Raw genomic sequence first — 23,997 nt, 5'->3', positions numbered from 1 at the left:
CGCATGTCGATCAGTTACGCTGTGTAGCGCGGGCCGCCTCGTCCGCCGCACCGCCCGCGCCGACCAGCCCGGACCGCATCCCGGTCAGCCGGTCCGCGTACCTGCGCATCTCGCGCTGGCCGACGGTGCCGATGAGCGCGGGGAGGTAGCCGCGTACGCCCTGCATGCCGCGCAGCCACCACTGTCCGTACACGTGGGACGACCGGCGCTCGATGCCGTCCACCAGCCGGTCGACGGCCGGGCCGAGCGGGTAGGTCTTGTTCGACGGCCACGGGAGCCGCTGCCTCAACTCCCGCATCACGTCGTCCTGGTCGGCGCCGCGCACCATGTCGGTGTCGGTCCAGGACAGATAGGCGACGCCCACCCGCACGCCCAGGTAGCCGACTTCGGCGCGCAGGCTGTGCGCGTACGCCTCCACGCCGGACTTGGAGGCGCAGTACGCCGTCATCATCGGCGCCGGGGTGATCGCGGCGAGGGAGGCGATCTGGAGCAGATAGCCGCGGCTCTCGGTGAGCACCGGCAGGAAGGCGCGGGCGGTGACGGCCGAACCGATGAGGTTGACCTCGATCACCCGCCGCCAGGCCTCCGGGTCGGAGTCGGCAAACGGACCGCCGGTCGCCACACCGGCGTTGGCCACCACGATGTCGACCTTGCCGAACCGCTCCTTCACCTCGGCGGCGACCCGGCCCATCGCCTCGTGGTCGGTGACATCGGCGTACCAGTACGCGCTCTCCCCGTACAGCCGCTCGGAGACGGCCTTCAGCTCGTCCTCCTCCAGGCCGACGAGCGCCACCTTGGCGCCGCGCGCGGAGAGTTTGCGGGCGAGCAGCTCGCCCACGCCGCGTGCCGCACCGGTGACGACGGCCACCTGTCCTTCGAGACCGACCCTGCTCATGCGCCCTCCTCCAGGGTGACGGGGACGCTCCCCGTGACGTACGTGGTGACGAGTTCCCGTATCCGGCCGGTCACCGCTTCCGGCGCCTCCACCGGGGTCATGTGCCCGATGCCGAACAGCTCGGTGAAACCGGCGCAGTTGGGCAGTTCCGCCACGAGCATGCGGGCGTGCGACGAGGGGGTGAGCCGGTCGGCGGTGCCGTGCAGCACGACGGTGGGCACGGTCAACTGCCGTACGCCGTGGTCGAGGTCGAGCCGGTCCAGCACCCCGCCCCAGGCGTGCCGGGCGTTGCGCGGACAGGCGTGCACGATCCGGGCGCAGGCGTCGACCAGGTGCGGGGCCGAACCGGGGCCCATGGTCGCGTACTTGAGGATCTTCTTCGCCAGCGGCGTGACCGGGCCGAGGGGCAGGGACGAGCCGAGGATGCGCCCGGTGAGCCAGGTGCGGACACGTCCGGCGGGCAGCGGCACCACGCGCGCCTCGGCGGTGAGCCGTCCGCTGCCGGTGCTGCACAGCAGCGCGGCGGCCGCGTGCTCCCGGAAGCGGGGGCGGCCCGAGGCGGACATGATCGTCATGCCGCCCATGGAGTGGCCGACGATCAGGGCGCGTTCACCGGGCGCCAGGGTGGCCGCGAGCACCGCTTCGAGGTCGTCGGCGAGCGCGTCGGTGGAACAGACGGGGCTGTACGGGCTCAGGCCGTGCCCGCGCTGGTCGTAGGCGATGACCCGGTGGTCGCGGGCCAGCTCCTCGATCTGCGCGGCCCAGAAGGCGGTGGAGCAGGTCCAGCCGTGGGAGAGGACGACCGGGGGCGCGTCCTCGGGGCCGTGCACCTCCACGTGCAGCCGGGCGCCGTTGGTGGAGGCGACTTCCAGGGTGCGGCTCATGCGGTGGCCTCGCTCGGGACGGCGGTCGGCTTCGTCTGCGCGGGCTTGCGCAGCACCTCGTACTCGGTGAGGTCCACGCGGCGGGTGGCCTGGCGGAACTCGCTGGTGGTGCCGGGCCAGACAGTGGTGTTGCGGCCGCTGGCGTCCAGGTACCAGCTCGTGCAGCCGCCGGTGTTCCAGACGGTGCGCTTCATCCGCTCCTGCACCCGCCGGTTCCAGCGGTCGACGGCGGCCGGGCGGGCGTCCAGCGCGGTGCGGCCGCCCAGGGTGTCGAGCTGGCGCATGTAGTCCGCCAGGTAGTTGAGCTGGGACTCGATCATCAGGATCATCGAGGAGTTGCCCAGGCCGGTGTTGGGCCCGATCACGCTCAGCCAGTTCGGGAACCCGGCCGCCGAACCGCCGCGCAGCGCCTCCATCCCGCCCTTCCACGCCTCGGCGAGCGTGACGCCCCCGACGCCGACCACACGCTCGGCGATGGGCATGTCGGTGACGTGGAAGCCGGTGCCGAAGATGATCGCGTCGACCTCGGTCTCGGTGCCGTCGGCGGCGACCACGGTGGAGCCCCGGACCTCGGTGACGCCGCTCGCGACCACGTCCACATTGGGCTGGGCGAGCGCCGGGTAGTACGCGCTGGACAGCAGGATGCGCTTGCAGCCGATGCGGTAGTCGGGGGTGAGCTTGGCGCGCAGGGCCGGGTCCTTGATGGCGCGGGCCATGTTGCGCTTGGCGAGCTGCTCGACCAGGCCGAGTTCGTCGGGGTGCTTGGTGAACGCCTGCACCTGGAGTTCCCGGATGCCCCAGAGCAGCCCGCGCCGCAGCCGCGCGGTGAAGGGCAGCGCCTGGTGCAGCTTGCGCTCGGCGGTGCCGATGGCCCGGTCCATGCGGGGCATCACCCAGGGCGGGGTGCGCTGGAAGACGGTGAGCTTGCCGACCTCGGGCTGGATCGAGGGGACGATCTGGATCGCGGAGGCGCCGGTGCCGACCATGGCGACGCGCTTGCCGCGCAGGTCGAAGTCGTGGTCCCAGCGGGCGGAGTGGAACACCCGGCCGGGGAACGAGTCCAGCCCCGGGATCTCGGGGATCTTCGGGTCGGACAGCGGGCCGGTGGCGGAGACCACCACGTCGGCGGTGAGCGAGCCGCTCGCGGTCTCGATGTGCCAGCGCAGCTCGTCGGCGTCCCAGCTCATCAGCTTGACCTCGGAGTCGAACCGCAGATGCGGGCGGAGCCCGAAGTCGTCGGTGACGCGCTCCAGGTAGGCCCGGATGTGCTCCTGCCCGGAGAAGGTGCGCGGCCAGTCCGGGTTGGGGGCGAAGGAAAAGGAGTACAGGTGCGACGGCACGTCGCAGGCGCAGCCGGGATAGCTGTTGTCCCGCCAGGTCCCGCCGACGCTGCCGGCCCGCTCCAGGACGACGAAGTCGGTGATCCCCTCCCGGCGCAGCCGCACGGCGGCCCCCAGCCCGCCGAACCCCGACCCGATCACCGCCACCCGTACATGCTCGTGCTCGGCCATCCCGACGCCTCCACGCATCCTCGGACTCTGCCAGTGAACACTGGCGCAATGGGACTGTAGAGCAGCTCCGTACTGAGCGGTAGGGGGCGCGGAAAGGAAAGTTACCGCCGGTACGCCATAGGCTGCGGGCGTGGCAGAAGACGGCGGACACAGCGGCGGGCAGGCCAGCGGGCGCGAGTACCGCATGGAGGAGCTGGCGCGTCTCGCCGGGATCACCGTGCGCACCCTGCGCTTCTACCGCGAGCGCAGACTGATCCCACCGCCCCGCCGCGAGGGCCGTATCGCCTGGTACGACGACCATCACCTGGCCCGGCTGCGCACCATCGCGGCGCTACTGGAGCGCGGGCACACCCTGAACGGCATAGCGGAGCTGGCGGAGGCGCTGGACAACGGCCGGGACGTGGCCGACGTGCTGGGCGTCGCCCCGCCCACCGAGGAGGAGCCGGTCCGGCTGACCCCGGAGGAGCTGGCGGCCCGCTTCGAGGGCGAGGTCACCCCGGAGAACCTGGCGGCCGCGATGAACCTCGGGTACGTCGGCACCGACGGCGACGAGATCGTCCACATCAGCCGCCGCCTGCTGGACGTCTCCTCGGCCCTGGTCCGCGAGGGCATCCCGCTGGCCGAGGTGCTGACGGCGGGCGCCCGGGTCCGCGAGCACGCGGACGCCCTCGCGGCGCTCTTCGTCGAGCTGATCCGGCGCCACGCCCCGGAGGACTCCCTGCACCGCCTGCGCCCGCTGGCCCGCAGCGTGGTGGAGGCGGAGCTGTCGCTGGCGATGGACCGGCGGCTGAGCAAGCTCGACTAGCGCCTGTCCGACGGATCAGGGTGCGGGGTGCGCGAGCGCAGCCGAGCGTGAGGGAGCCGGACGGGGTCTAGCGCTCGTACACCACCGTCACGGGCGCGTGGTCGGACCAGCGCTCGGCGTGGGTGGCGGCGCGCTCGACGTAGCCCTTGACCGCCTTCGCGGCGAGGCCGGGGGTGGCCATGTGGTAGTCGATGCGCCAGCCGGAGTCGTTGTCGAAGGCGCGGCCCCGGTAGGACCACCAGCTATAGGGGCCCTCGACATCGGGGTGCAGGGCGCGGACGACGTCCACGTAACCCCCGTCCTCGGCCGTGAGCACCCGGCTGAGCCACTCCCGCTCCTCGGGCAGGAAGCCGGAGTTCTTGACGTTGCCGCGCCAGTTCCTGAGGTCGGCCTGCTGGTGGGCGATGTTCCAGTCGCCGCAGATCAGGACCTCGCGGCCGTCGGCGGCGGCCCGCTCGCGCAGTTCCTTGAGGTGGGCGGAGAACTCGCCCATGAAGCGGACCTTCTCGTCCTGCCGCTCGGTGCCGACCTCGCCCGAGGGCAGGTACAGCGAGGCGACCGTCACACCGGGCAGGTCGGCCTCGGCATAGCGGCCCGAGCCGTCGAACTCCGCCGAGCCGAAGCCGACCCGGACCCGGTCGGGCTCACGGCGCGTGTACAGGGAGACGCCCGCGCGGCCCTTGGCGGCAGCGGGCGCGTGAATCACGTGCCAGCCGTCGGGCTGCCTTACGTGCTCCGGGAGTTGCTGCGGCTCGGCGCGCACCTCCTGGAGGCAGACCACGTCCGCGGAGGTCCGGTCCAGCCACTCCACGAAGCCCTTCTTGGCGGCGGCCCGCAGTCCGTTCACATTCACCGAGGTCACAGTCAGCACCAGGGCACGATACCGGCACACTGGTGGAGACCGACGCTCCTTCACCGCATAGAAGTACGATACCCAGCATGATTATACGTCGCGTTCGCTTCGACCACCCCGACGCCGTGAAGCTCAACGACGAGGTCCAGGCCGAGTACCACGTGCGCTACGGCGACGGCGGCGACGCCACCTCGCTCGACCCGGCCGACTTCGACCCGCCCAGAGGCGTGTACCTGATCGCCTACGACGACCGCGACCGCCCGGTCGCCACCGGCGGCTGGCGCAGCCAGGACCTGAACGACGAGGGCAACCAGGACGGCGACGCCGAACTGAAGCGCATGTTCGTCATCGCCCAGATGCGCGGCCACGGCCTGGCCCGCCGCATCCTCGCCGAACTGGAAGCGGACGCCCGCGCGGCCGGCCGCACCCGCATGGTCCTGGAAACCGGCACCGAACAGCCCGAGGCCATCGCCCTCTACACCTCCAGCGGCTACACCCCGTGCACCAAGTTCGGCTACTACCGCCACTACGAGAACAGCCTTTGCTATGCGAAGCCGCTCGGGGGGCCGGAGGCCACCAAGTAGCGCGTCACGGTCAATTCCGGCCTTGGACGGCCGTGTTGACCGGCCTGCCGGCCACCCCGTGGCCGGCACGGCCTGACACACGGAAAAGCCCGCAAACGACGAGACCCCGTCCGATCAGAAGATCGGACGGGGTCTCGTGAACTCTTTCCGAGCGGACTCGGAAGGAGCGTTACGTGGACCTGAGGGGATTTGAACCCCTGGCCCCCTCGATGCGAACGAGGTGCGCTACCGGACTGCGCCACAGGCCCTTGCAACGAGTGAAACTCTAGCATCCCGATCGGCGTGCTCGGAAATCCGCTCCGGGACTGGTCAGAGGCTCACTCGTTGGCGGCGCGCGGCCGGTCGCCGTCCTCGTACTGGTCGAACAGCGGGGTGCGGCCGCGCTCGCGGGAGCGGCGGGCGGAGGCGCTGCGCCGGGCGTCGCCCCGCGCGTCCTCCGGGCGCTCCTCGGCCGGCGCCGGATCGGCCGCCGGGACCTCGGGGCGCTGGTCGGGGGTGACGGCGCTGGAGCGGGCCGAGCTCCAGGTGCCGGGGGCGCCCAGATCCACGTCGGCGGTGGCACGCGGGGCGACCGGCGCGGTCACGTACGTGGGCAGCGGCACCGGCACCGGGTCCCAGCTCTCGCCGTGGCCGGGGCGGCGCTGCCGCTCGCGCTGCTGGTCCACCCACTCGGCGTGGTCGGTCTGCTCGACCAGGGCGCGCCGGTCGGCGGCGAGGGCGGCGGACAGAGCGGGGTCGGTGTGCGGCCCCGTTCCCTCCTCCGGCTCGTCGGCGACGACGGCCGCCTCGGCGGCCGCACGGCGGCGCGGCTGACGGGCCCGCTCCCGCAGCCGGGCGGCCGCGTCCTCGGCGCTCCTGCGGTCCATCTGGAAGGCGAACCGGCGCCGTTCCTGCCGGCGCAGATAACCGATGTACGCGCTGAGCAGCACGGCCGGCACGGCGGGCACCCAGAGGAGGCCCAGGCCCCCGACCGCGGCGGCGATCGCGCCGACGGTGAAGGCGAGGAACAGCAGCACGGTGGTGCGCCGCCTGCGGGCGAGCACCTTCGTGCGCTGGGCGCGCGCCGCGGCCGCCTGCGCCGAGGGCGCGCGCCGGGCGGGGACGTGTCCGGGTTCGGGTGCCTGGGGGGTGCGGGACGGATGCGCCTGCGCGGAGGGCGACTTGGGCGCCACGGCGGGCACCTCCTCGCGCGGGGCTTCCGCCCGTACCTGCCGCTCGGGCTCGGTGTCCGCCCGGACCTGACGGCGCGTCGGAGGCACGGCGAAGTCCCGGACGTCCACCGAGTCGGTGGCGACGTCCGGGTCACCGGCGTCCGGCTCCCCCTCCTGGGTGGAGCGCGCCCGCAGGTCCTTGGCGTACCGGCGCTCCATTCCCGCCCTTCCGGACAGCAGCCGGATGGCGGTGCTGAAGCGTTCCGTCGGACGGGCCTCGTTCAGCTCGTCCTGCCTACGGAGCCACATCGGCACCAAGTAGGCGGCCCAGGCCCCGACGATGACTGCGTAGATGAGGCCGCTGCTGCTCACGACTCACACGGTAGAGGGGTTTCCCCGAGGCCATCCGCCAATTGAGCCGGTGTGTCGCACGATCTGGCTGATATTTCCAGCTTTTTTTGCGACCGATGCGATCAACGGACCGTCGAAGGGGGGAATTGAATGCCCGGAGACGGACCGAAGACGGTCGCCTTGGGCATTAATTCGAACAGGTATTCAATTTCCGGTGCTGTTCGCATTCCCCGGCTGTCCGGGCCGCGCCGCGCGCGTGCGCCGCCAGCGGTCGACCAGGCCGCCGGGGACCTCCTCGGCGGTGAGCGCGTAGACCATGTGGTCCCGCCAGGCGCCGTCGATGTGGAGATAGCGCGGCCGCAGGCCCTCCTCGCGGAAGCCGAGCTTCTCCACCACGCGCCGGCTGGGCCGGTTCTCCGGGCGGATGCAGACCTCCAGCCGGTGCAGCCCCACCGCGCGGAAGCAGTGGTCGGACACGAGCGCGACGGCGGTCGGCATGACCCCGCGCCCGGCGACCGACTGGTCCACCCAGTAGCCGATGTGCCCGGAGCACATGGAGCCCCAGGTGATCCCGGCGACCGTGAGCTGGCCGACCAGGCGCCCCTGGTACTCGATGACGAACGGCAGCATCCGGCCCGCCGTGGCCTCCGAGCGCAGGTGCCGGATCATCTGGCGGTAGGTGGGCCGGTGCGTGATCGGCCCGCTGGGGGTGGGCGGCGGGATGGTCGCCTCCCAGGGGCGCAGCCAGTCCCGGTTGCGCCGGTTGACCTCGCGCCAGGCGCGCTGGTCGCGCACCCTTATCGGCCGCAGGACGACATCGCCGTCCACCAGCACCACGGGCCAGGATCTGCCGGTCAGCTCGCACCCCCGGCGCCCGCGTGGCCCGGTGCGTCGGGCCGGGGGTGATCACCGCCGCGGATCTGGTCGACGGCGTGCGTCAGCAGCGGCTCCAGCACGGCGAGCCCGTCGCGCACCCCGCCGCTGGAACCCGGCAGGTTCACGATCAGCGTGCCGCCCGCCACCCCGGCCAGGCCCCGCGAGAGCGCGGCGGTGGGCACCTTCTCGCGCCCGTACGCCCGGATCGCCTCGGCGATGCCCGGTACCTCGTACTCGAGGACGGCGCGGGTGGCCTCGGGGGTGCGGTCGGTGGGCGAGATGCCGGTGCCGCCGGTGGTGACGACCGCGTCGTACCCGGCCGCCACGGCCGCGCGCAGGGCGGCCTCGACCGGGTCGCCGTCCGGGACCACCTGCGGGCCGTCCACGGTGAAGCCGAGGCGGGTGAGGCCCTCGGCGACGGCGGGGCCGCCCTTGTCGGCGTAGACGCCCGCGGAGGCGCGGTTGGAGGCGGTGACGACCAGCGCGCGGTACGGGGTGCCGGTCACGCCCGGCTCCAGTGACCGGACTTGCCGCCCGTCTTCTCCTCCACCCGCACGTCGGTGATGACGGCGCCCTTGTCGACCGCCTTCACCATGTCGACCACGGTGAGCGCGGCGACGGAGACCGCGGTGAGGGCCTCCATCTCCACGCCGGTGCGGTCGGTGGTCTTCACGGTGGCCAGGATCTCCACGCCCTCGTCCGTGACGGCGAGGTCCAGCGTCACACCGGACACCGACAGCGGGTGGCACAGCGGGATCAGGTCCGGGGTGCGCTTGGCGCCCATGATGCCCGCGATCCGGGCGGTGGCCAGGGCGTCGCCCTTGGGCACCCCCTCGCCGCGCAGCAGCTCGACCACGCGCGGGGACACGAGCACCCAGCCGCTGGCACGGGCGGTGCGCGCGGTCACTTCCTTCCCGGATACGTCGACCATGCGGGCCGCGCCCGCCTCGTCGATGTGCGTCAGTCGGTCGTGCGTACTCATGGTGTGCGGTGCTTCCCGTTCACGGCCCGCCGGCGCGGGCGATGCGCGGGCCTCCTGTGCGCGCCACGGTACCGCCAAGTCGGCTCGGACACCGGGCCGGGACCTCTCACCGCCCCGCGCCGGGCGGTGCGGGTCAGCCGAGCAGGACGACCTCGACCTCGGTGCCGGGCGCCGCCTCCGTCGTGTCCTCGGGGAGCACGATCAGCGCGTTGGCGTGGGCCAGCGCGGCGATCAGATGGGAGCCGCTGCCGCCGACCGGGGTGACCTCGCCGTCCTCGTAGTTGCCCCGCAGGAACTGGCGGCGGCCCTCGGGCGAGCGCAGCGGCTCGTCCACCGTGAGGGTGGCCCGGGTGCGCGGCCGGTGGATGTCCGGCAGGCCCATCAGGGCGCGGATGGCGGGGCGGACGAACAGCTCGAAGGAGACGTACGACGACACCGGGTTGCCGGGCAGGGCCAGCAGCGGGGTGTGGTCGGGGCCCACCGCGCCGAAGCCCTGGGGCTTGCCGGGCTGCATGGCGAGCTTGCGGAAGTCGACCCCGCCGCCCTCCTCCTCGCCGACCTCGGTGAGCGCCTCCTTGACCACGTCGTACGCGCCGACGCTGACCCCGCCGGTGGTGACCAGCAGGTCGGCGCGGACCAACTGGTCCTCGATGGTGGAGCGCAGCACGTCCGCGTCGTCCGCGACCGCGCCGACCCGGTAGGCGATGGCGCCCGCATCACGGGCGGCGGCGGTGAGGGCGAAGCTGTTGGAGTCGAAGATCTGACCGTGCGCCAACGGCTCGCCCGGCTGCACGAGTTCACTGCCGGTGGACATCACGACGACGCGCGGGCGCGGGCGTACCCGGACCGTGCCCCGGCCGATCGCGGCGAGCAGCGCGATCTGGGACGGCCCGAGGACCGTACCCGCGGCCAGCGCCCGGTCACCGGCGCGCACGTCGCTGCCGCTGGGCCGGACATGGGCCCCCGTCCCGGCGGGGCGGAAGATCCGGACCTGGCCCTCGGCGCCCTCGGGCGCCTGGGCGCGGGCGCGCATCCCGCTCGCCGGGCCGCCGCCGAGCCCGGCGTCCGTCCACTCGACGGGGACGACGGCCTCGGCGCCGGGCGGCAGCGGAGCGCCGGTCATGATGCGCGCCGCCTGACCGGGGCCGACCTGGACCGGGGCGGCGTCACCGGCGGCGACGTCACCGACCACGTCCAGGACCGCCGGGTACTCCTCGCTCGCACCGGTCACGTCCGTGACCCGTACCGCGTAACCGTCCATGGAGCTGTTGTCGAAGGGCGGCAGGGACACCGGCACCATGACGTCGTCGACCAGCGCGCAGCCCTGCGCGTCGGGGAGCTGGAGCTCGATGGGGTCGAGCGGGCGGACGGTGCTGAGAATGTCCTCCAGGTGCTCGTCCACCGACCACACGTGGTCCGGTCCGACGGGACGGTTCGCGGCGGTGCTCAACGTTCCTGCATCTCCTCGGCGACGAAACTGCGCAGCCAGGTCCTGAAGTCCGGGCCCAGGTCCTCACGTTCGCACGCGAGACGGACAATGGCACGCAGGTAGTCGGCACGGTCGCCGGTGTCATAGCGACGGCCCTTGAAGACGACGCCGTGCACCGGGCCGCCGACCTTCTCGTCCTCCGCGAGCTGCTGGAGGGCGTCGGTGAGCTGGATCTCGCCGCCCCGGCCGGGCTCGGTCTTGCGCAGTATGTCGAAGACGTGGGGGTCGAGGACGTAGCGGCCGATGATCGCGTAGTTCGACGGGGCGTCCGCGGGGTCGGGCTTCTCGACCAGACCGGTGATCTTGACGACGTCGCTGTCGTCGGTGGCCTCGACGGCGGCGCAGCCGTAGAGGTGGATCTGCTCCGGGGCGACCTCCATCAGCGCGATCACGCTGCCCCCGTGCTGCTCCTGGATGTCGATCATGCGCTGGAGCAGCGGGTCGCGGGGGTCGATCAGGTCGTCGCCGAGGAGGACCGCGAAGGGCTCGTGGCCGACGTGCGGGGCGGCACAGAGCACGGCGTGGCCGAGGCCCCTCGGGTCGCCCTGGCGTACGTAGTGCATGGTCGCCAGGTCGCTGGACTCCTGGACCTTGGCGAGGCGCTCGGCGTCGCCCTTCTTGCCGAGGGCCGACTCCAGCTCGTAATTGCGGTCGAAGTGGTCTTCGAGGGGGCGCTTGTTGCGTCCGGTGACCATCAGCACGTCCTCAAGGCCGGCCGACACCGCTTCCTCGACGACGTACTGGATCGCCGGCTTGTCCACGACCGGCAGCATCTCCTTGGGAGTGGCCTTCGTGGCGGGCAGGAAACGCGTGCCGAGCCCGGCTGCCGGAATGACAGCCTTGCTGATCCTGGGGTGCGACTGAGTCATGCGCGCCACTCTAACCGCTGTCCTTTGCACAGAATCCCCTGCTCCGCTTAGGTGAACGTGATAGGGGGAGAACGACAGAAAGCCGGGACGATCTGTGAAACACGACGGACCTTCCGCCGCTCCCGACAAACGGGACCTGCGCCGCGAACTCCTCGCTGCGAGAAGGGAATTGGGGCCCCGGGAACGCGCGGAATCGGGGGCCGCACTCGCCGCGCACGCACTCCTGCTGCCCGAACTCGCCGGGGCCCGCACGGTCGCCGCGTACGTCTCCGTGGGCACCGAGCCCGGCACCGCCGAGCTGCTGGAGGCGCTGCGCCTCAGGGGCACCCGCGTGCTCCTCCCCGTGCTGCTCCCCGACGACGACCTCGACTGGGGCCCGTACACCGGACCCGGCTCGCTGGCGGCGGTCCGGCACGGCGGGCGGATGGAGCTGGCCGAGCCCGCCGGGCCGCGCCTCGGGCCCGGCGCGGTGACGGAGGCGGACGTGGTGCTGCTGCCGGGCCTCGCGGTGGACGGGCGCGGAATGCGGCTGGGGCGCGGCGGGGGGTCGTACGACCGGGTGCTCGCGCGCCTGGAGCGCGCGGGCGCGCGGCCGGCGCTCGTGGTGCTGCTGTACGACACCGAGGTGGTCGCGCACGTCCCCGCCGAGGCGCACGACCGACCGGTGCACGCCGTGGTGACCCCGACCGGCGTACGCCGTTTCACGCACCCCTGAGCGCCCCTGAGCGCCCCTGAGCGCCCCGGAGACAGGACCCCTGAGACGGCCGAAGGCCCTCCACGTGCACGCGTGGAGGGCCTTCGGCTTCGTACGGCTTACGGCCGCAGACTCAGCGTGTCCTTCGTGCTGCCGTCCACCGACTCGGCCGAGAAGGACCAGGGCAGCAGATCGCCGTCGGCCCACTTGTCGGTCTGGTCGGTGTAGTGGGCGTTGAAGGCGTGCCCGGAGGCACCGCTGAGGTTGATCCAGCGGGACTTGTCGAGGTCCGCCAGGTTGACGACCATCCGCATGGACGGCACCCACACCACGCCGTAGCCCCCGGCGGCGTTCCAGCCGGTCGCGTTGACGGTGGCCTCGCCGCCGCTGAGCTTCCAGGGGCCGCGGTTGAGCGCGTACTGGAGCAGCTCCGGGCCCTGGAGGCCGAGGGTCTGGTTCTTCAGGAACAGCCGGTGCAGGCGGCCCCAGCTCCAGGTGTCGATGTCCTTGCCGAGCTTGGCGGTCAGCTCCCAGCGGGCGTCGATCATGGCGCGGGTGAACAGCTCGTCGCGGTTGTGCGCGGCCGGGCGGTTGCCCGACTTGGGCGCCTGCCACCACTGGCTGTCCGGCTTGTCCATGAGCGTGCGCACGACCTCGAACCAGCGGTCGCCGCCGTCGGGCTGCGCCTGGTCGGCGTCCCGCTGGCCGCACTCGCGGACCTTGCTCCGGTCGTCCAGCGGACCGGTGCTGCCCGCGCGCTCCACCCACAGGCACTGGTTCTTGGCGCGCAGCTCCTTGGGGAGCTTGTCGCCGAAGCCGAGCTTGAGGATGTTGCGCCACACGGCGTTGAAGTAGGCGGCCGCGGCCGAGTCGGCGTCCTGGGTGTAGTCCCAGCCCTCCAGCAGCTTCTGCGCCTTGCGGACCTCGGGGTCGTCCAGGTCCAGCTTCATCAGCTTGGGCACCAGCAGCTTGGCGATCTCGCTGCTGTTGTCGAGCTGCATCTGGCGCATGTCGTCGGTGGAGACCTTGCCGCCGTCCTTGATCTTGGACTCGATCAGGTCGGCGATGCGCTGGCTGCGGGTGCCGTAGCCCCAGTCGGTGGTGAGGGTGTACGGGTACGCGTCCTTGTCCACCACGGCCTGGTTGGCGGTGACGATGTAGCCGCGCTTCGGGTTGTACTCGTAGGGCAGCTCGTCCTGGTCCAGGAAGCCGGTCCAGCGGTACTTGGAGTCCCAGCCCGGCGCCGGCACCGAGCCGTCGTCGCCCGTGGACCGGGTGGGGATCTTGCCCGGCAGGGTGTAGCCGATGTTCTCGGAGTCGGCGTAGATCAGGTTCTGGGACGGCACGTCGAAGAGCGCGGCGGCCTTGCGGAAGCCGGTCCAGTCGGACGCCTTGTCCATGGCGAACACGGCGTCCATGGAGGTGCCGGGGTCGAGCGCGGTCCAGCGCAGCGCGATGCCGTAGCCGTCGCCGCGGTCGGGGGCGGCGGTGTCGACGCCGGCCTTGCGGCCGACCTCCACCAGCTCGCCGTCGCGGTCGGAGAGCAGCGGCATGCCGTCGGCGGTCTGGCGTACGACGATCTTCTTGGACGCGCCGCCCGCGACCTTGATGGTCTCCTCGCGGGTGCGGAAGGGGCGGACCTTGCCGTCGTAGAGGTACCCGTCGCCGGAGATCTTCTCCAGGTAGAGGTCACTGACGTCGACGCCGGAGTTGGTCATGCCCCAGGCGATGCTGCCGTTGTGGCCGATGACCACACCGGGCATGCCCGCGAAGGTGTAGCCCGCCACGTCGTACTGGCACTTGCTGGAGACGTTCCGGCAGTGCAGGCCCATCTGGTACCAGACCGAGGGCAGCGACGCGGAGAGGTGCGGGTCGTTGGCGAGCAGCGGCTTGCCGGTGATGGTGTGGGCGCCGGAGACGACCCAGGAGTTGGAGCCGATGCCCTGGCCGTTGACGCCTACGGCGGTGGGGAGGTCGTCGAGGACCTTGGTGAGGCCGGTGAGCTGGCCGGTGAGGCCGGTGCCCGTGCCCGTGCCGCCGACGGTGCCGGTCGTGCCCTGGGTGCCCTGGGTGCCCTGCGTGCCGGTGCCCGTGCCGCCCGTCGTCCCGGCGGTGCCCTGCGTGCCCGTGCCGGTCCCCGAGGGGGCGCCGTCCTGCTGGAAGGTCTTGCTCAGCGCGCTGTACTGGCCCTCGCGCACGATCGGCTTGTTCCGGGCGTAGGGGTAGTCCGGGTACAGCTCGCGGATCTGCTGCGGCGTCAGGCGGCTGGTCATCAGGGCGCGGTCGGTCTCGTCGCGCATGTTGCCGCGCAGGTCCCAGGCCATGGCCTTCAGCCACGCGACGGAGTCGACCGGGGTCCAGTCGGCGGGCTTGTAGTCGTTGGTGAAGCCCAGGGCCGCGTACTCCAGGGAGATGTCCTGGCCGTCCTTGCCCTTGAGGTAGGCGTTGACCCCCTTGGCGTACGCCTGGAGGTACTTCTTCGCGGAGGCCGACAGCTTGGTGTCGTACTCCTGCTTCGCCACCCGGTCCCAGCCCAGGGTGCGCAGGAACGCGTCGTTCTTGACCTGGCTCTTGCCGAACATCTCCGACAGGCGGCCGGAGGTGAGATGGCGGCGCACGTCCATCTCGTAGAACCGGTCCTGCGCCTGTACGTAGCCCTGCGCCATGAACAGGTCGGCGTCGGAGGAGGCGTAGATCTGCGGGATGCCGTAGCCGTCGCGCTTGACGTCGACGGGGCCGGAGAGGCCCTCGAGCGTGACCGATCCCTTGGTCTGCGGGAAGGAGGCACGCACGGTGCTGATGGACCAGAACGCCCCGAAGGCTATGCCTCCGATGAGGGCCAGGACCAGCAGAATCACGACAAGTCGGGCTTTGCGCCCCTTCTTCCTGCCGGACGTGCCGGGCTTGTCACCCGATGTGGCGGTGGTGTTGGGGGGCATCGCTGTCCTTGCTGTCCTCACGCGAGCGGCAGGCGGGGCTGTGACTTTGAATGAGCGCTGGAGCAACCATAGGCGCAGGCCCCGGAACCACTTGACGCGGAGTCGGGAACCAGCGCGCACGGGCGTTCGATCTTGCCAACCCGAGCGTCAAGGAAGCGTCAAGAGTTAGGTAAGGTAACGAAGTAGTCGGGTGCGGTCCGCCGCCCCTCGGTGTCTTGTGTACGCGAAGCCCACGTGCGCCCCCGCGCGGGCCGATGAAGGGATGCGCCGCTGACTGTCGAACACCTCAACCAGCTCCTGTTCGCCTGCTCCCTGGTCCTCCTGGTCGCGGTCGCGGCCGTGCGGATCTCCTCGCGCAGCGGGCTCCCCAGCCTGCTCGTCTACCTCGGGATCGGCGTCCTCATGGGCACCGACGGCGTGGGGAACATCCACTTCGACAACGCCGAGATGACCCAGGTCATCGGGTACGCGGCCCTGGTCGTGATCCTGGCCGAGGGCGGTCTCGGCACGAAGTGGAAGGAAGTGCGGCCGGCCCTGCCGGCCGCCTCCGTGCTGGCGACGGTGGGTGTCGCGGTGAGCGTGGGCGCGACCGCGGCGGGCGCGCACTATCTGGTCGGGCTGGAGTGGCGGCAGGCGTTCATCATCGGCGCGGTGGTGTCCTCGACGGACGCGGCGGCCGTGTTCTCGGTCCTGCGCCGGATTCCGCTCCCCTCGCGCGTGACGGGCACGCTGGAGGCGGAGTCCGGCTTCAACGACGCCCCGGTGGTCATCCTGGTCGTGGCCTTCTGCCAGGCCGGTCCGGTCGAGCACTGGTACATCCTGCTGGCCGAGATCCTGCTGGAGCTGGCCATCGGCGCCGCCCTGGGTCTCGCGGTGGGCTTCCTCGGCTCCTGGGCGCTCCGCCACGTCGCCCTGCCGGCCTCCGGTCTCTACCCGATCGCCGTCATGGCCATCGCCGTCACCGCGTACGCGGCCGGTGCGCTGGCTCACGGCAGTGGCTTCCTCGCCGTCTATCTGGCGTCGATGGTGCTGGGCAACGCCAAGCTGCCGCACTGGCCGGCCACCCGCGGGTTCGCGGAGGGGCTGGGCTGGATCGCGCAGATCGGCATGTTCGTCCTGCTCGGCCTGCTGGTGACCCCGCACGAGCTGGGCGACGACGTGGTGCCCGCGCTGATCATCGGACTGGTGCTGACCATGGCGGCGCGTCCGCTGAGCGTGGTGCTGAGCCTGACCCCGTTCCGGGTGCCGTGGCAGGAGCAGGCGCTGATGTCCTGGGCGGGGCTGCGCGGCGCGGTCCCCATCATCCTGGCGACCATTCCCATGGTGAGCGGGATCGAGGGCAGCCGTCGTCTCTTCAACATCGTCTTCGTACTGGTCGTCGTCTACACCCTGGTCCAGGGCCCGACCCTGCCCTGGCTGGCCCGCAAGCTGCGGCTCGGCGAGGAGGGCGAGGCGTCCGACCTCGGCATCGAGTCGGCGCCGCTGGAGCGGCTGCGCGGCCATCTGCTCTCGCTCACCATCCCGGACGACTCCCGGATGAACGGCGTGGAGGTGGGCGAGCTGCGGCTGCCGCCGGGCGCCGCCGTCACGCTGGTCGTCCGGGACGGCAAGTCGTTCGTGCCCTCCCCCACGACCGTCCTGCGGCACGGGGACGAGCTGCTGGTGGTCGCCACCGACCCGGTCCGCGACCAGGCCGAGCGCCGGCTGCGCGCGGTCACCCAGGGCGGCAAGCTGGCCGACTGGCTCGGTACGGGCGGCGGCCGGGCGCACCGGCACTGAGGGTGCCGGTTCTCACAGGTCCGGCGGCGGGGGCCGCCTGTACGATCAGGGCATCTGATCGAACCAACTCTGTCCGATTCGTCTGACGCAGAGCTGGCGCGACCGTATGGCGGCCGGACCCTTCCACCGGTATCTACCGCAGTTCCGCGCGCAAGAGGACGGCTCTCGGTGCCCCCCGCACGGGCGCGCTACCAGGCGGAAGAGAGGCACGGGCCGTGGCATCCACGGTCACCACCGAGCGGTCGGCACGTCCGGGTTACGGACAACTGCTGCGCACGAAGGGCGCGTGGACCTTCCTGGTCCCCGGCTTCGCGGCACGCCAGCCGTTCGCCATGCTCACCATCTCCATCGTGCTGCTGGTGCGGCACACCACCGGCTCGTACGGCGCGGCCGGTGCCGCGGCGGCCGTCACCGGCGTCTCCATGGCCCTGTTCGCCCCGTACAGCGGCCGTCTCGCGGACCGGTACGGCCAGCGGGCGGTACTGATGCCCGGGGTCGTCCTGCACGCGGCGGCCGGGCTCACCCTGACGGCGCTCGCGCTGGCGCACGCCCCCCTGTGGGCGCTGTTCGCGGCGGCGGTGCCGACCGGTGCCTCGGTCCCGCAGGTCGGCCCGATGGTCCGGGCCCGCTGGGGCACGCGGCTGAAGGGCTCGGCGCTGATGAGCACGGCGGCGGCCTTCGAGTCCGTCACCGACGAGCTGACCTTCGTCGTCGGCCCGTTGCTGGCGACCGCCCTGTGCACCGCCGTCACCCCCTCGGCCGGACTGGTCACGGAGGCCGCGCTGACCCTGATCGGCGGCCTGGTGTTCGCCGCCCAGCGGGGCACGCAGCCGCCGGTGCCGCCGCGCGGCGCGGAGACGGAGGACGCCGCGCACGCGCACGTGTCCGCCCTTCGGGTGCCCGGCGTACGGGTGCTGATCGTGGCGTTCCTCGGCATCGGCTCGGTCTTCGGCGGCATGCAGGTCTCACTGGCCGCGTTCACGGAGTCCATCGGCAAGCCCGGTCTGAACGGCGTCCTCTACGGCGTCTTCGCCGCCGGAAACATGCTTTCCGGCGTGGTCTGCGGCGCGGTCGCCTGGAAGTCGTCGCCCCGGCGCCGGCTGACGGTCGGGTACGCGGCGCTCGCGCTGGCCACCTCCGCGCTGTGGACGGCGCACTCGGTGCCGCTGCTGGCCGGTCTCGGCCTGCTGGTCGGCATGTGCATCGCGCCTGCCCTGATCACGGGGTACACCCTGGTCGAGGACCTGGTGCCTGCAGGTGCCCGGACGGAGGCGTTCACCTGGCTGACGGGCGCGGTCGCGCTGGGCCAGGCGGCCGCCGTCACGGTGGCGGGACAATGGGAGGACCGGCTGTGGGACGGCGCCGGGTTCCTGGTCCCGATGGCCGGGACCGTACCGGCGCTGGCGACGATTCTCGCCCTGCGTTCCCTGCTGGTGGCGCGGGCCCGGACCCGTACCGTGGCGCGTGGCGTCGGTCACCGCGAGCCGGTCACGGTGGACTGATCCACGGGAATGCGTCACTATGGAGCATCGTTAGCACTCATTGAGTGAGAGTGCCAGGAGGAAGACAGTGCCGACCTACCAGTACCAGTGCAAGGACTGCGGCGAGGGCCTTGAAGCGGTGCAGAAGTTCACCGACGACGCCCTGACCGAGTGCCCCAACTGCGGTGGCCCCTTGAAGAAGGTGTTCTCCGCCGTCGGCATTGTCTTCAAGGGCTCCGGCTTCTACCGCAACGATTCGCGCGGTGCGTCGTCGAGCAGCAGCCCGGCCGCGAAGCCGTCTTCGACGTCCTCGGACTCGAAGCCCTCGTCTTCGTCGTCCTCCTCGTCGTCTTCTTCGACGTCTTCGTCGTCGTCTTCTTCGACGTCGTCCTCGGCCGGCTCCGCCGCCTAGGAACCCCGCCTTCCCGGACCCTGCCGTCATCCGACGGCGGGGTCTTCGGCGTGCGTGCGCGCGGATGCTCCTGGTGGCCGGTTTCGGGGGCCCGTTAGGGTGCTGGGCATGGCGAACGCAGAGATCGGCGTAATCGGCGGCTCGGGCTTCTACTCCTTCCTGGACGACGTGACCGAGGTCCAGGTGGACACCCCCTACGGGGCGCCCTCCGACTCCGTCTTCGTGGGCGAGGTAGCGGGCCGCCGGGTGGCCTTCCTGCCCCGGCACGGGCGCGGGCACCATCTTCCGCCGCACCGCATCAACTACCGGGCCAACCTGTGGGCGCTGCGTTCGCTGGGCGTCCGGCAGGTCCTCGGACCGTGCGCGGTGGGCGGGCTCCGGCCGGAGTTCGGGCCGGGCACGCTGCTGGTGCCGGACCAGATGGTCGACCGCACCAAGGCGCGGCAGCAGACGTTCTTCGACGGCTTCCCGCTGCCGGACGGCACGGTGCCCAACGTGGTGCACGTGTCGCTGGCCGACCCGTACTGCCCGACCGGGCGGAGCGTCGCGCTGAAGGCGGCCCGCGGGCGGGACTGGACCCCGGTCGACGGCGGCACGCTGGTCGTGGTGGAGGGGCCGCGCTTCTCCACCCGCGCCGAGTCGCTGTGGCACCAGGCGCAGGGCTGGTCGGTGGTGGGGATGACCGGGCATCCGGAGGCGGCGCTCGCCCGTGAGCTGGAGCTCTGCTACACCTCGCTGACCCTGGTCACCGACCTCGACGCGGGCGCGGAGACGGGTGAGGGGGTGTCCCACGACGAGGTGCTGCGGGTGTTCGCGGCGAACGTGGACCGGCTGCGGGGCGTGCTGTTCGACGCGGTGGCGGGGCTGCCGGGCACGGAGGAGCGGGACTGTCTGTGCGTGGGGGCGCTCGGGGGGATGGAGCCGGGGATTTCGCTGCCGTAGCTGTCCTGCGGTGAGGTTGCTTCCCCGTTCGGGTGACGGAGTTTTCCACAACCGGTGGGTAGTCCACGGGCTCCGGCGGGGTTCGGCGGGACGGGTCATCGTGGGGATCGCAGAGCGTTCCCTCGTCACAGGTGGTGATCCCGATGTCCGTGCACCCGAACACCGTTCCCGCTCCCGCTTTCCGTGTGCCACGCCCGCTGGGGACCGATGCCCCGGCGACCCGTGAGGTCCCCTTCTTCCCACCCCTGCGGGTGCGGGGCGGTGGTGGACCGGTGGGGCGGCTGGCGCGGTACCGGGGCCGGGCGGTCGCCGCCGGGCTGGCGGTGACGGCGGCGGCGCTGGTCGCGGCCGGCCCCCGCTCCCCCGGCGGCGGCACTCCGTCCGCCGAGCGGCCCCGAGGGCACCCGGCCGCCGATCCGGTACGCGCGCAGGCACCCGGTGAGCTGGTGCGGGCACCGGTGCGTATCGCGGATGCGGCCACGGTGCGGCTGCTGCGTCCCGGTGACCGGGTGGACGTGGTCGCGGCCGGGGAGCGGCCGGCGGATGGCGGGACGGCGCGGGTACTGGCGCGCGGGGCCCGGGTGGTGCGGCTGCCGGAGCCGCTGGAGGGGGCTTCGGGGGACGGTTCGGCGGTGGGCGCCGGTGAGGGAAGCGTCACGGAGGGGGCGCTGGTCGTCCTGGCGGTACCGCGTGCCACGGCGGCCCGGCTGGTGGGGGCCGATCCCATGGCCAGGCTGGCGGTGACGCTGTGGTGAGCCTTGTCGGCGGCATCGCCGGAAGCGCGCGGTCAAGTCGCTCGATCGAGCGACGGGATTGGACAGGGTGGCCGCACCTTGACGTAGGTTGCGGAGCGCTCTGTTCCCCAGCCTGTGCACATGACGAGGAGTCTCACCGAGGTGAACGCGAAGAAGGAAGCGGTCAGCATCCTGGACGGCTTCAAAGCCTTCCTGATGCGTGGCAACGTCATCGACCTGGCGGTCGCGGTGGTCATCGGCGCCGCCTTCACCAGCATCGTGAACTCGGTGGTGAAGGGTGTCATCAACCCGCTGGTCGGCGCGATCGGCACGAAGAACCTGGATCACTACAGCTACTGCCTGAAGGACCCCTGCAGGCCGGGAGCGGACGGCAGCGCCGAGGGCGGCGTGCAGATCCTCTGGGGCTCGGTGGCCGGTGCCGCGCTGAACTTCGTGATCACCGCCGCGGTGGTGTACTTCCTGATGGTCCTGCCTATGTCGAAGTACCTGGCGCGCCAGGAGGCCCGCAAGCAGGCCCGCACCGGCAAGAGCGAGCCGGAGCCGATCCCGGTGACCGAGCTGGAGGTCCTCCAGGACATCCGCGATCTGCTGGTCGCCCAGCGCACGGGCACCGTGGACGGCGTGGTCAAGCAGCAGCGCCCGGCCGGGCCGGACGTCCGCTAGCGGGAGCCCTTCGTACCGCTCAGAGGTGGTGGGGCGGCTTCTCGTCGAGGAAGCGCCTGAGGTCGGCGGCGCTGTCGCCGGACGGGCGCTCGCCCCACCCCCGGTCAGTGTCGTCCGAGGACTGCTGGTTCAGCGGGTCGTCGAAGACGAGCGCGGCCTTCGGGTCGCGCGGCTCGGGTGCGGGGGCGTCACTCATGCCTCCAGGGTACGGTCCGCCGCCCGGCACACTTCGGCGCCCGCCGAACGGTCCCGTTCCTAGGCTCGCCCCCATGAGCAGTCACACGGCGATCGAGCCGAGCATCCTCTATTTCGGCACCCCGGTGGTGCTGCTGTCCACGGAGAACGAGGACGGCACCTTCAACCTCGCCCCCATGTCCTCGGCCTGGGCTTTGGGCCGCACGGTCGTCCTCGGCCTGGGCCGCGAGGGCCAGACCGCCCGCAACCTGCACGCCCGCCCCGACCTGGTCATCAACCTCCCCGCCCCGCACCAGTGGCAGGCGGTGGAACGCCTGGCGCCCCTGACCGGCCGCGACCCGGTCCCCGCGGCCAAGGCGGCGGGCTGTCGCTTCGAACCGGCCAAGTTCGCCGCGGCGGGTCTGCGCGAAGAGCCCTCCCACATCGTCCGCCCACCCCGCGCGGCCGAGTGCCCCCTCCACCTGGAGGCCCGCGCCGAACACATCCGCCCCGACCTGTCCGGCGACTGCGTCATCGTCGAGACGACGGTCCTCAAGGTCCACGCGGCCGTCGACCTGGTGGTCCCCGGCACCCAGCACATAGACCCCGCCGCCTGGAGCCCGCTGATCTACAACTTCCGCCACTACTTCGGCCTGGGCCCGGAACTGGGCAGCTCCTATCGGACGGAGACTCCGCGCGCGGCCGGCGTCGGCCGAGGGGCGGTGGGAAGACTGCCGGTATGACGACGGCTGGTGCGCTGACGGACGTGGCCGGGGTGCGGGTCGGGCATGCCGGGCGGTGGGGCGGGGGGTGGCTCAGCGGGGTGAGTGTGGTGCTCGCGCCGGAGGGCGGGGCCGTGGCCGCCGTGGACGTGCGGGGCGGCGGGCCCGGCACCAAGGAGACCGACGCGCTGGACCCGCGCAATGTGGTGCGACGGGTGGACGCGGTCGTACTGGCCGGGGGCAGCGCGTACGGGCTGGATGCCGCTTCCGGGGTGATGGCGTGGCTGGAGGAGCGGGGACGCGGTGTGCGGGTGGGGCCCGAGGCGGGGCATGTGGTGCCGGTCGTCCCCGCCGCCTGCCTCTTCGATCTGGGCCGGGGCGGGGACTTCCGGGCCCGTCCCGGCGCGGCGATGGGACGGGCCGCGGTGGAGGCGGCGGCAGCGAGCGCGCCGGGCGGGCCGGTGGCGGAGGGGTGCGTGGGGGCCGGGATCGGGGCGGTCGCCGGGCGTCTCAAGGGCGGGGTCGGGACCGCGAGCACGGTGCTGGACTCCGGGATCACCGTGGCCGCGCTGGTGGTGGTGAACTCCGCCGGGGACGTACTGGATGACGAAACGGGGGTGCTGTACGGGGAGTTGTTCGATGGGCCGGTGGCGTATCCGGAGCCGGGGGTGCGGGAGGCCGCGCGGCGGCGGCTGGCGGAGGTCGCCGCGCGGAACCCTCCCCCGCCGCTGAACACCACGCTCGCCGTGGTGGCCACGGACGCCGGCCTCAGCAAGGCGCAGGCGCAGAGGGTGGCCGGTACCGCGCACGACGGCATCGCGCGCGCCGTCCGCCCCGTGCACCTGCTGAACGACGGCGACACGGTGTTCACCCTGGCCACCGGAGCCCGCCCGCTGGGCCCGGAGCCGACCGCGCTGAACGCCGTCCTGGCCGCCGGCGCGGACCTGGTGACCCGCGCCGTCACCCGCGCCGTGCGCGCCGCGCGCCCGGTGTCGGAGCCGGGCGGGGCATGGCCGTCGTACGAGGAGTTGTACGCGACGTGAGGAGGGGAGGGAGGGGTGGGGAGGGGCGGGGAGGGGGGAAGAGAGGGGAGGGAGGCGGGGTAGGGGAGGAAGAGGCGTAAGGGGCCGGAAAAGCCTTGGCCCGTACGGCATTTCGGCCCCCGATCGGGAACTCTTCGGCCGTGCCCGGCGTTTACTCCAGTACGTTTCTCGGTTCCCGGACACGAGGTCCGACCGAGGGGCTACGGTATGCACCCACCAGGTGACATGCAGCGACGCCGGGAGACACCTTGAGCGTTCCGTACGAGACGGCGGAGTACGAGTCCGCCCAGTCGCCCGAGTCTCCGGAGGAGCACCTCGCGCGACTCCTCGGCCGTGCCCTGAACTCGTTCGAGCTGCCCGACGAGGTGATAAGAGAGCTGGACTGCGCGCTGGCGCACGACAGTTCGCTGCACTCCGCGCATCACAGCGCCGGCCTGCACCGCGAGACGTACCGGCACACCTGGCTGCTCGCGGACGGCTCGGCGGTCACCCTCTGGGAGCTGGCGCACAACACGGCGCCGGGCGCGGAGCCGCAGCACGAGGTGTACCTCGACGAGGAGGAGCTGCACACCGCCACGACCCGGCTGGCCCTGCCGTACGACACCTCGGACTTCGAGCTGCCGGTGCTGACCGAGCTGGGTGCCGTGCCCGAGCCCCGGCACGCGTATGTGGCCGACAACTCCCCCGACCACGCCCGCAGGCTGCTGCGCCGGGCGGAGAACCCGGACCGCCCCGGCAAGGAGCTGGCGGCGCTGCTGGCCACGGCGGAGGCGCATGAGATCACCCAGGCGTTCGGCCGTCCGGGCAGGACCGCGCGGGCCGGGGTGAGCTTTGCGCTGTACGAGCACGCGTTCCTGCTGCGGGACGGGCGGGAGATCTCCCTGTGGGAGGTCGAGCACACCGCGACCCCCGACGGCCGGCACATGTGCGAGGTGTACACCACCCCGGACGCGGCCCGCGCCGCCATGGAGCACCGCGCGGCCCGGCACGGCTGACGCCCCCTCGACGCACCGCGCGGCCCGGCACGGCTGACGCCCCCTCGACGCACCGCGCGGCCCGGCACGGCTGACGCCTCCTCGACGCACCGCGTCCTCCCGGCGACTTCACCGAGGGGACGCGGCCGTGGGGACGGGGCCTGAGACG

General features: G+C 72.3%; 24 protein-coding genes and 1 tRNA gene. 12 read left to right on the top strand and 13 right to left on the bottom strand.

The window, feature by feature from the left end; all coding sequences use genetic code 11:
• Positions 1-10 precede the first annotated feature (10 nt).
• The 3 genes from ACZ3HQ_RS17325 to ACZ3HQ_RS17315 are packed head-to-tail and all read right to left on the bottom strand — an operon-like array spanning position 11 to position 3,290.
• Positions 11-895 (bottom strand): SDR family oxidoreductase, encoded by an 885-nt coding sequence (locus tag ACZ3HQ_RS17325; RefSeq protein ID WP_467511733.1) that lies wholly within the window; start codon positions 893-895, stop codon positions 11-13.
• Positions 892-1,779 (bottom strand): alpha/beta fold hydrolase, encoded by an 888-nt coding sequence (locus tag ACZ3HQ_RS17320; protein WP_467511731.1) that lies wholly within the window; start codon positions 1,777-1,779, stop codon positions 892-894. Before ACZ3HQ_RS17320 ends, ACZ3HQ_RS17325 begins: the two co-directional genes overlap by 4 nt.
• A complete protein-coding gene (locus tag ACZ3HQ_RS17315; RefSeq protein WP_467511729.1) occupies positions 1,776-3,290 on the bottom strand; it encodes a flavin-containing monooxygenase in 1,515 nt (504 codons plus the stop codon). Before ACZ3HQ_RS17315 ends, ACZ3HQ_RS17320 begins: the two co-directional genes overlap by 4 nt.
• Before the next feature lie 184 nt (positions 3,291-3,474).
• Here ACZ3HQ_RS17315 and ACZ3HQ_RS17310 point away from each other — a divergent pair, with 184 nt between their 5' ends.
• Positions 3,475-4,095 (top strand): MerR family transcriptional regulator, encoded by a 621-nt coding sequence (locus ACZ3HQ_RS17310; protein ID WP_467512025.1) that lies wholly within the window; start codon positions 3,475-3,477, stop codon positions 4,093-4,095.
• 67 nt (positions 4,096-4,162) lie between these two features.
• Here the strand turns inward: ACZ3HQ_RS17310 and ACZ3HQ_RS17305 are convergent, their stop codons facing one another.
• Positions 4,163-4,966, bottom strand: coding sequence for an exodeoxyribonuclease III (locus tag ACZ3HQ_RS17305; protein ID WP_467511727.1), 804 nt, complete (start codon positions 4,964-4,966; stop codon positions 4,163-4,165).
• 68 nt (positions 4,967-5,034) lie between these two features.
• On the opposite strand from ACZ3HQ_RS17305, the gene ACZ3HQ_RS17300 reads away from it, so the two are divergent.
• Positions 5,035-5,532 carry a GNAT family N-acetyltransferase gene (locus ACZ3HQ_RS17300; protein ID WP_467511725.1) on the top strand — a complete coding sequence of 166 codons (498 nt, stop codon included), beginning with the start codon at positions 5,035-5,037 and terminating at the stop codon, positions 5,530-5,532.
• Between the two features lie 174 nt (positions 5,533-5,706).
• On the opposite strand, the gene ACZ3HQ_RS17295 is transcribed toward ACZ3HQ_RS17300, so the two are convergent.
• From ACZ3HQ_RS17295 to galU, 7 genes are all read right to left on the bottom strand, one after another.
• Positions 5,707-5,780, bottom strand: a tRNA-Ala gene (locus tag ACZ3HQ_RS17295).
• A 69-nt stretch (positions 5,781-5,849) separates the two neighbouring features.
• On the bottom strand, positions 5,850-7,055 hold the full coding sequence (gene sepX / locus ACZ3HQ_RS17290) for a divisome protein SepX/GlpR (RefSeq protein ID WP_467511723.1): 1,206 nt from the start codon (positions 7,053-7,055) through the stop codon (positions 5,850-5,852).
• 183 nt (positions 7,056-7,238) lie between these two features.
• On the bottom strand, positions 7,239-7,871 hold the full coding sequence (locus ACZ3HQ_RS17285) for a GNAT family N-acetyltransferase (RefSeq protein WP_467511721.1): 633 nt from the start codon (positions 7,869-7,871) through the stop codon (positions 7,239-7,241).
• Between the two features lie 17 nt (positions 7,872-7,888).
• On the bottom strand, positions 7,889-8,416 hold the full coding sequence (locus ACZ3HQ_RS17280; protein WP_356424128.1) for a MogA/MoaB family molybdenum cofactor biosynthesis protein: 528 nt from the start codon (positions 8,414-8,416) through the stop codon (positions 7,889-7,891).
• Complete coding sequence (gene moaC / locus ACZ3HQ_RS17275; RefSeq protein WP_467511718.1) at positions 8,413-8,892, bottom strand: cyclic pyranopterin monophosphate synthase MoaC; 480 nt, start codon at positions 8,890-8,892, stop codon at positions 8,413-8,415. The genes ACZ3HQ_RS17280 and moaC overlap by 4 nt, the downstream gene beginning before the upstream one ends.
• Positions 8,893-9,025: 133 nt before the next feature.
• Complete coding sequence (gene glp / locus ACZ3HQ_RS17270; RefSeq protein WP_467511716.1) at positions 9,026-10,342, bottom strand: molybdotransferase-like divisome protein Glp; 1,317 nt, start codon at positions 10,340-10,342, stop codon at positions 9,026-9,028.
• Positions 10,339-11,250, bottom strand: a complete 912-nt coding sequence (gene galU, locus ACZ3HQ_RS17265) for a UTP--glucose-1-phosphate uridylyltransferase GalU (RefSeq protein WP_467511714.1) — start codon at positions 11,248-11,250, stop codon at positions 10,339-10,341. Before galU ends, glp begins: the two co-directional genes overlap by 4 nt.
• A 94-nt stretch (positions 11,251-11,344) precedes the next feature.
• Between galU and ACZ3HQ_RS17260 the strand changes: the two genes are divergently transcribed.
• Positions 11,345-11,965, top strand: a complete 621-nt coding sequence (locus tag ACZ3HQ_RS17260) for a 5-formyltetrahydrofolate cyclo-ligase (protein WP_467511712.1) — start codon at positions 11,345-11,347, stop codon at positions 11,963-11,965.
• Positions 11,966-12,063: 98 nt separating this feature from the next.
• On the opposite strand, the gene ACZ3HQ_RS17255 is transcribed toward ACZ3HQ_RS17260, so the two are convergent.
• The gene (locus tag ACZ3HQ_RS17255) at positions 12,064-14,883 is read right to left on the bottom strand and encodes a penicillin acylase family protein (protein ID WP_467511710.1); all 2,820 of its coding nucleotides are present in this window, start codon (positions 14,881-14,883) and stop codon (positions 12,064-12,066) included.
• Positions 14,884-15,153: 270 nt separating this feature from the next.
• Here ACZ3HQ_RS17255 and ACZ3HQ_RS17250 point away from each other — a divergent pair, with 270 nt between their 5' ends.
• From ACZ3HQ_RS17250 to mscL, 6 genes are all read left to right on the top strand, one after another.
• The gene (locus tag ACZ3HQ_RS17250; RefSeq protein WP_467512023.1) at positions 15,154-16,662 is read left to right on the top strand and encodes a potassium/proton antiporter; all 1,509 of its coding nucleotides are present in this window, start codon (positions 15,154-15,156) and stop codon (positions 16,660-16,662) included.
• Between the two features lie 215 nt (positions 16,663-16,877).
• Positions 16,878-18,164, top strand: coding sequence for an MFS transporter (locus tag ACZ3HQ_RS17245; protein ID WP_467511708.1), 1,287 nt, complete (start codon positions 16,878-16,880; stop codon positions 18,162-18,164).
• A gap of 67 nt (positions 18,165-18,231) precedes the next feature.
• A complete protein-coding gene (locus ACZ3HQ_RS17240) occupies positions 18,232-18,555 on the top strand; it encodes an FmdB family zinc ribbon protein (protein ID WP_467511706.1) in 324 nt (107 codons plus the stop codon).
• Between the two features lie 108 nt (positions 18,556-18,663).
• Positions 18,664-19,497: an S-methyl-5'-thioadenosine phosphorylase gene (locus ACZ3HQ_RS17235; RefSeq protein WP_467511704.1), complete on the top strand. Its 834-nt coding sequence runs from the start codon at positions 18,664-18,666 to the stop codon at positions 19,495-19,497.
• Positions 19,498-19,640: 143 nt separating this feature from the next.
• Entirely contained in the window at positions 19,641-20,252 is a 612-nt protein-coding gene (locus ACZ3HQ_RS17230; RefSeq protein WP_467511702.1) for an RcpC/CpaB family pilus assembly protein, read from the top strand.
• Between the two features lie 120 nt (positions 20,253-20,372).
• Positions 20,373-20,915, top strand: a complete 543-nt coding sequence (gene mscL, locus ACZ3HQ_RS17225) for a large conductance mechanosensitive channel protein MscL (protein WP_467511700.1) — start codon at positions 20,373-20,375, stop codon at positions 20,913-20,915.
• Positions 20,916-20,934: 19 nt separating this feature from the next.
• Here the strand turns inward: mscL and ACZ3HQ_RS17220 are convergent, their stop codons facing one another.
• A complete protein-coding gene (locus ACZ3HQ_RS17220) occupies positions 20,935-21,111 on the bottom strand; it encodes a hypothetical protein (RefSeq protein ID WP_165507345.1) in 177 nt (58 codons plus the stop codon).
• 73 nt (positions 21,112-21,184) lie between these two features.
• Here ACZ3HQ_RS17220 and ACZ3HQ_RS17215 point away from each other — a divergent pair, with 73 nt between their 5' ends.
• The 3 genes from ACZ3HQ_RS17215 to ACZ3HQ_RS17205 all read left to right on the top strand — a co-directional run bounded on the left by ACZ3HQ_RS17215 (position 21,185) and on the right by ACZ3HQ_RS17205 (position 23,849).
• The gene (locus tag ACZ3HQ_RS17215; RefSeq protein WP_467511697.1) at positions 21,185-21,832 is read left to right on the top strand and encodes a flavin reductase family protein; all 648 of its coding nucleotides are present in this window, start codon (positions 21,185-21,187) and stop codon (positions 21,830-21,832) included.
• Positions 21,829-22,854 carry a P1 family peptidase gene (locus tag ACZ3HQ_RS17210; RefSeq protein ID WP_467511695.1) on the top strand — a complete coding sequence of 342 codons (1,026 nt, stop codon included), beginning with the start codon at positions 21,829-21,831 and terminating at the stop codon, positions 22,852-22,854. The genes ACZ3HQ_RS17215 and ACZ3HQ_RS17210 overlap by 4 nt, the downstream gene beginning before the upstream one ends.
• Positions 22,855-23,102: 248 nt before the next feature.
• A complete protein-coding gene (locus tag ACZ3HQ_RS17205; RefSeq protein ID WP_467511693.1) occupies positions 23,103-23,849 on the top strand; it encodes a DUF6227 family protein in 747 nt (248 codons plus the stop codon).
• The last annotated feature ends 148 nt before the right edge of the window (positions 23,850-23,997 follow it).

The sequence above is a fragment of the Streptomyces sp. NPDC018263 genome (assembly GCF_055562575.1).
This window is presented reverse-complemented; position numbering and strand designations above follow the sequence as displayed.

Excerpts from the sequence above, each read along its gene's own strand:
- ACZ3HQ_RS17325 (WP_467511733.1), bottom strand. The coding sequence starts at position 895 with ATGAGCAGGGTCGGTCTCGAAGGACAGGTGGCCGTCGTCACCGGTGCG.
- ACZ3HQ_RS17320 (WP_467511731.1), bottom strand. The coding sequence starts at position 1,779 with ATGAGCCGCACCCTGGAAGTCGCCTCCACCAACGGCGCCCGGCTGCAC.
- ACZ3HQ_RS17315 (WP_467511729.1), bottom strand. The coding sequence starts at position 3,290 with ATGGCCGAGCACGAGCATGTACGGGTGGCGGTGATCGGGTCGGGGTTC.
- ACZ3HQ_RS17310 (WP_467512025.1), top strand. The coding sequence starts at position 3,475 with ATGGAGGAGCTGGCGCGTCTCGCCGGGATCACCGTGCGCACCCTGCGC.
- ACZ3HQ_RS17300 (WP_467511725.1), top strand. The coding sequence starts at position 5,035 with ATGATTATACGTCGCGTTCGCTTCGACCACCCCGACGCCGTGAAGCTC.
- moaC (WP_467511718.1), bottom strand. The coding sequence starts at position 8,892 with ATGAGTACGCACGACCGACTGACGCACATCGACGAGGCGGGCGCGGCC.
- galU (WP_467511714.1), bottom strand. The coding sequence starts at position 11,250 with ATGACTCAGTCGCACCCCAGGATCAGCAAGGCTGTCATTCCGGCAGCC.
- ACZ3HQ_RS17255 (WP_467511710.1), bottom strand. The coding sequence starts at position 14,883 with ATGCCCCCCAACACCACCGCCACATCGGGTGACAAGCCCGGCACGTCC.
- ACZ3HQ_RS17235 (WP_467511704.1), top strand. The coding sequence starts at position 18,664 with ATGGCGAACGCAGAGATCGGCGTAATCGGCGGCTCGGGCTTCTACTCC.
- ACZ3HQ_RS17230 (WP_467511702.1), top strand. The coding sequence starts at position 19,641 with ATGTCCGTGCACCCGAACACCGTTCCCGCTCCCGCTTTCCGTGTGCCA.
- mscL (WP_467511700.1), top strand. The coding sequence starts at position 20,373 with ATGACGAGGAGTCTCACCGAGGTGAACGCGAAGAAGGAAGCGGTCAGC.
- ACZ3HQ_RS17220 (WP_165507345.1), bottom strand. The coding sequence starts at position 21,111 with ATGAGTGACGCCCCCGCACCCGAGCCGCGCGACCCGAAGGCCGCGCTC.
- ACZ3HQ_RS17215 (WP_467511697.1), top strand. The coding sequence starts at position 21,185 with ATGAGCAGTCACACGGCGATCGAGCCGAGCATCCTCTATTTCGGCACC.
- ACZ3HQ_RS17210 (WP_467511695.1), top strand. The coding sequence starts at position 21,829 with ATGACGACGGCTGGTGCGCTGACGGACGTGGCCGGGGTGCGGGTCGGG.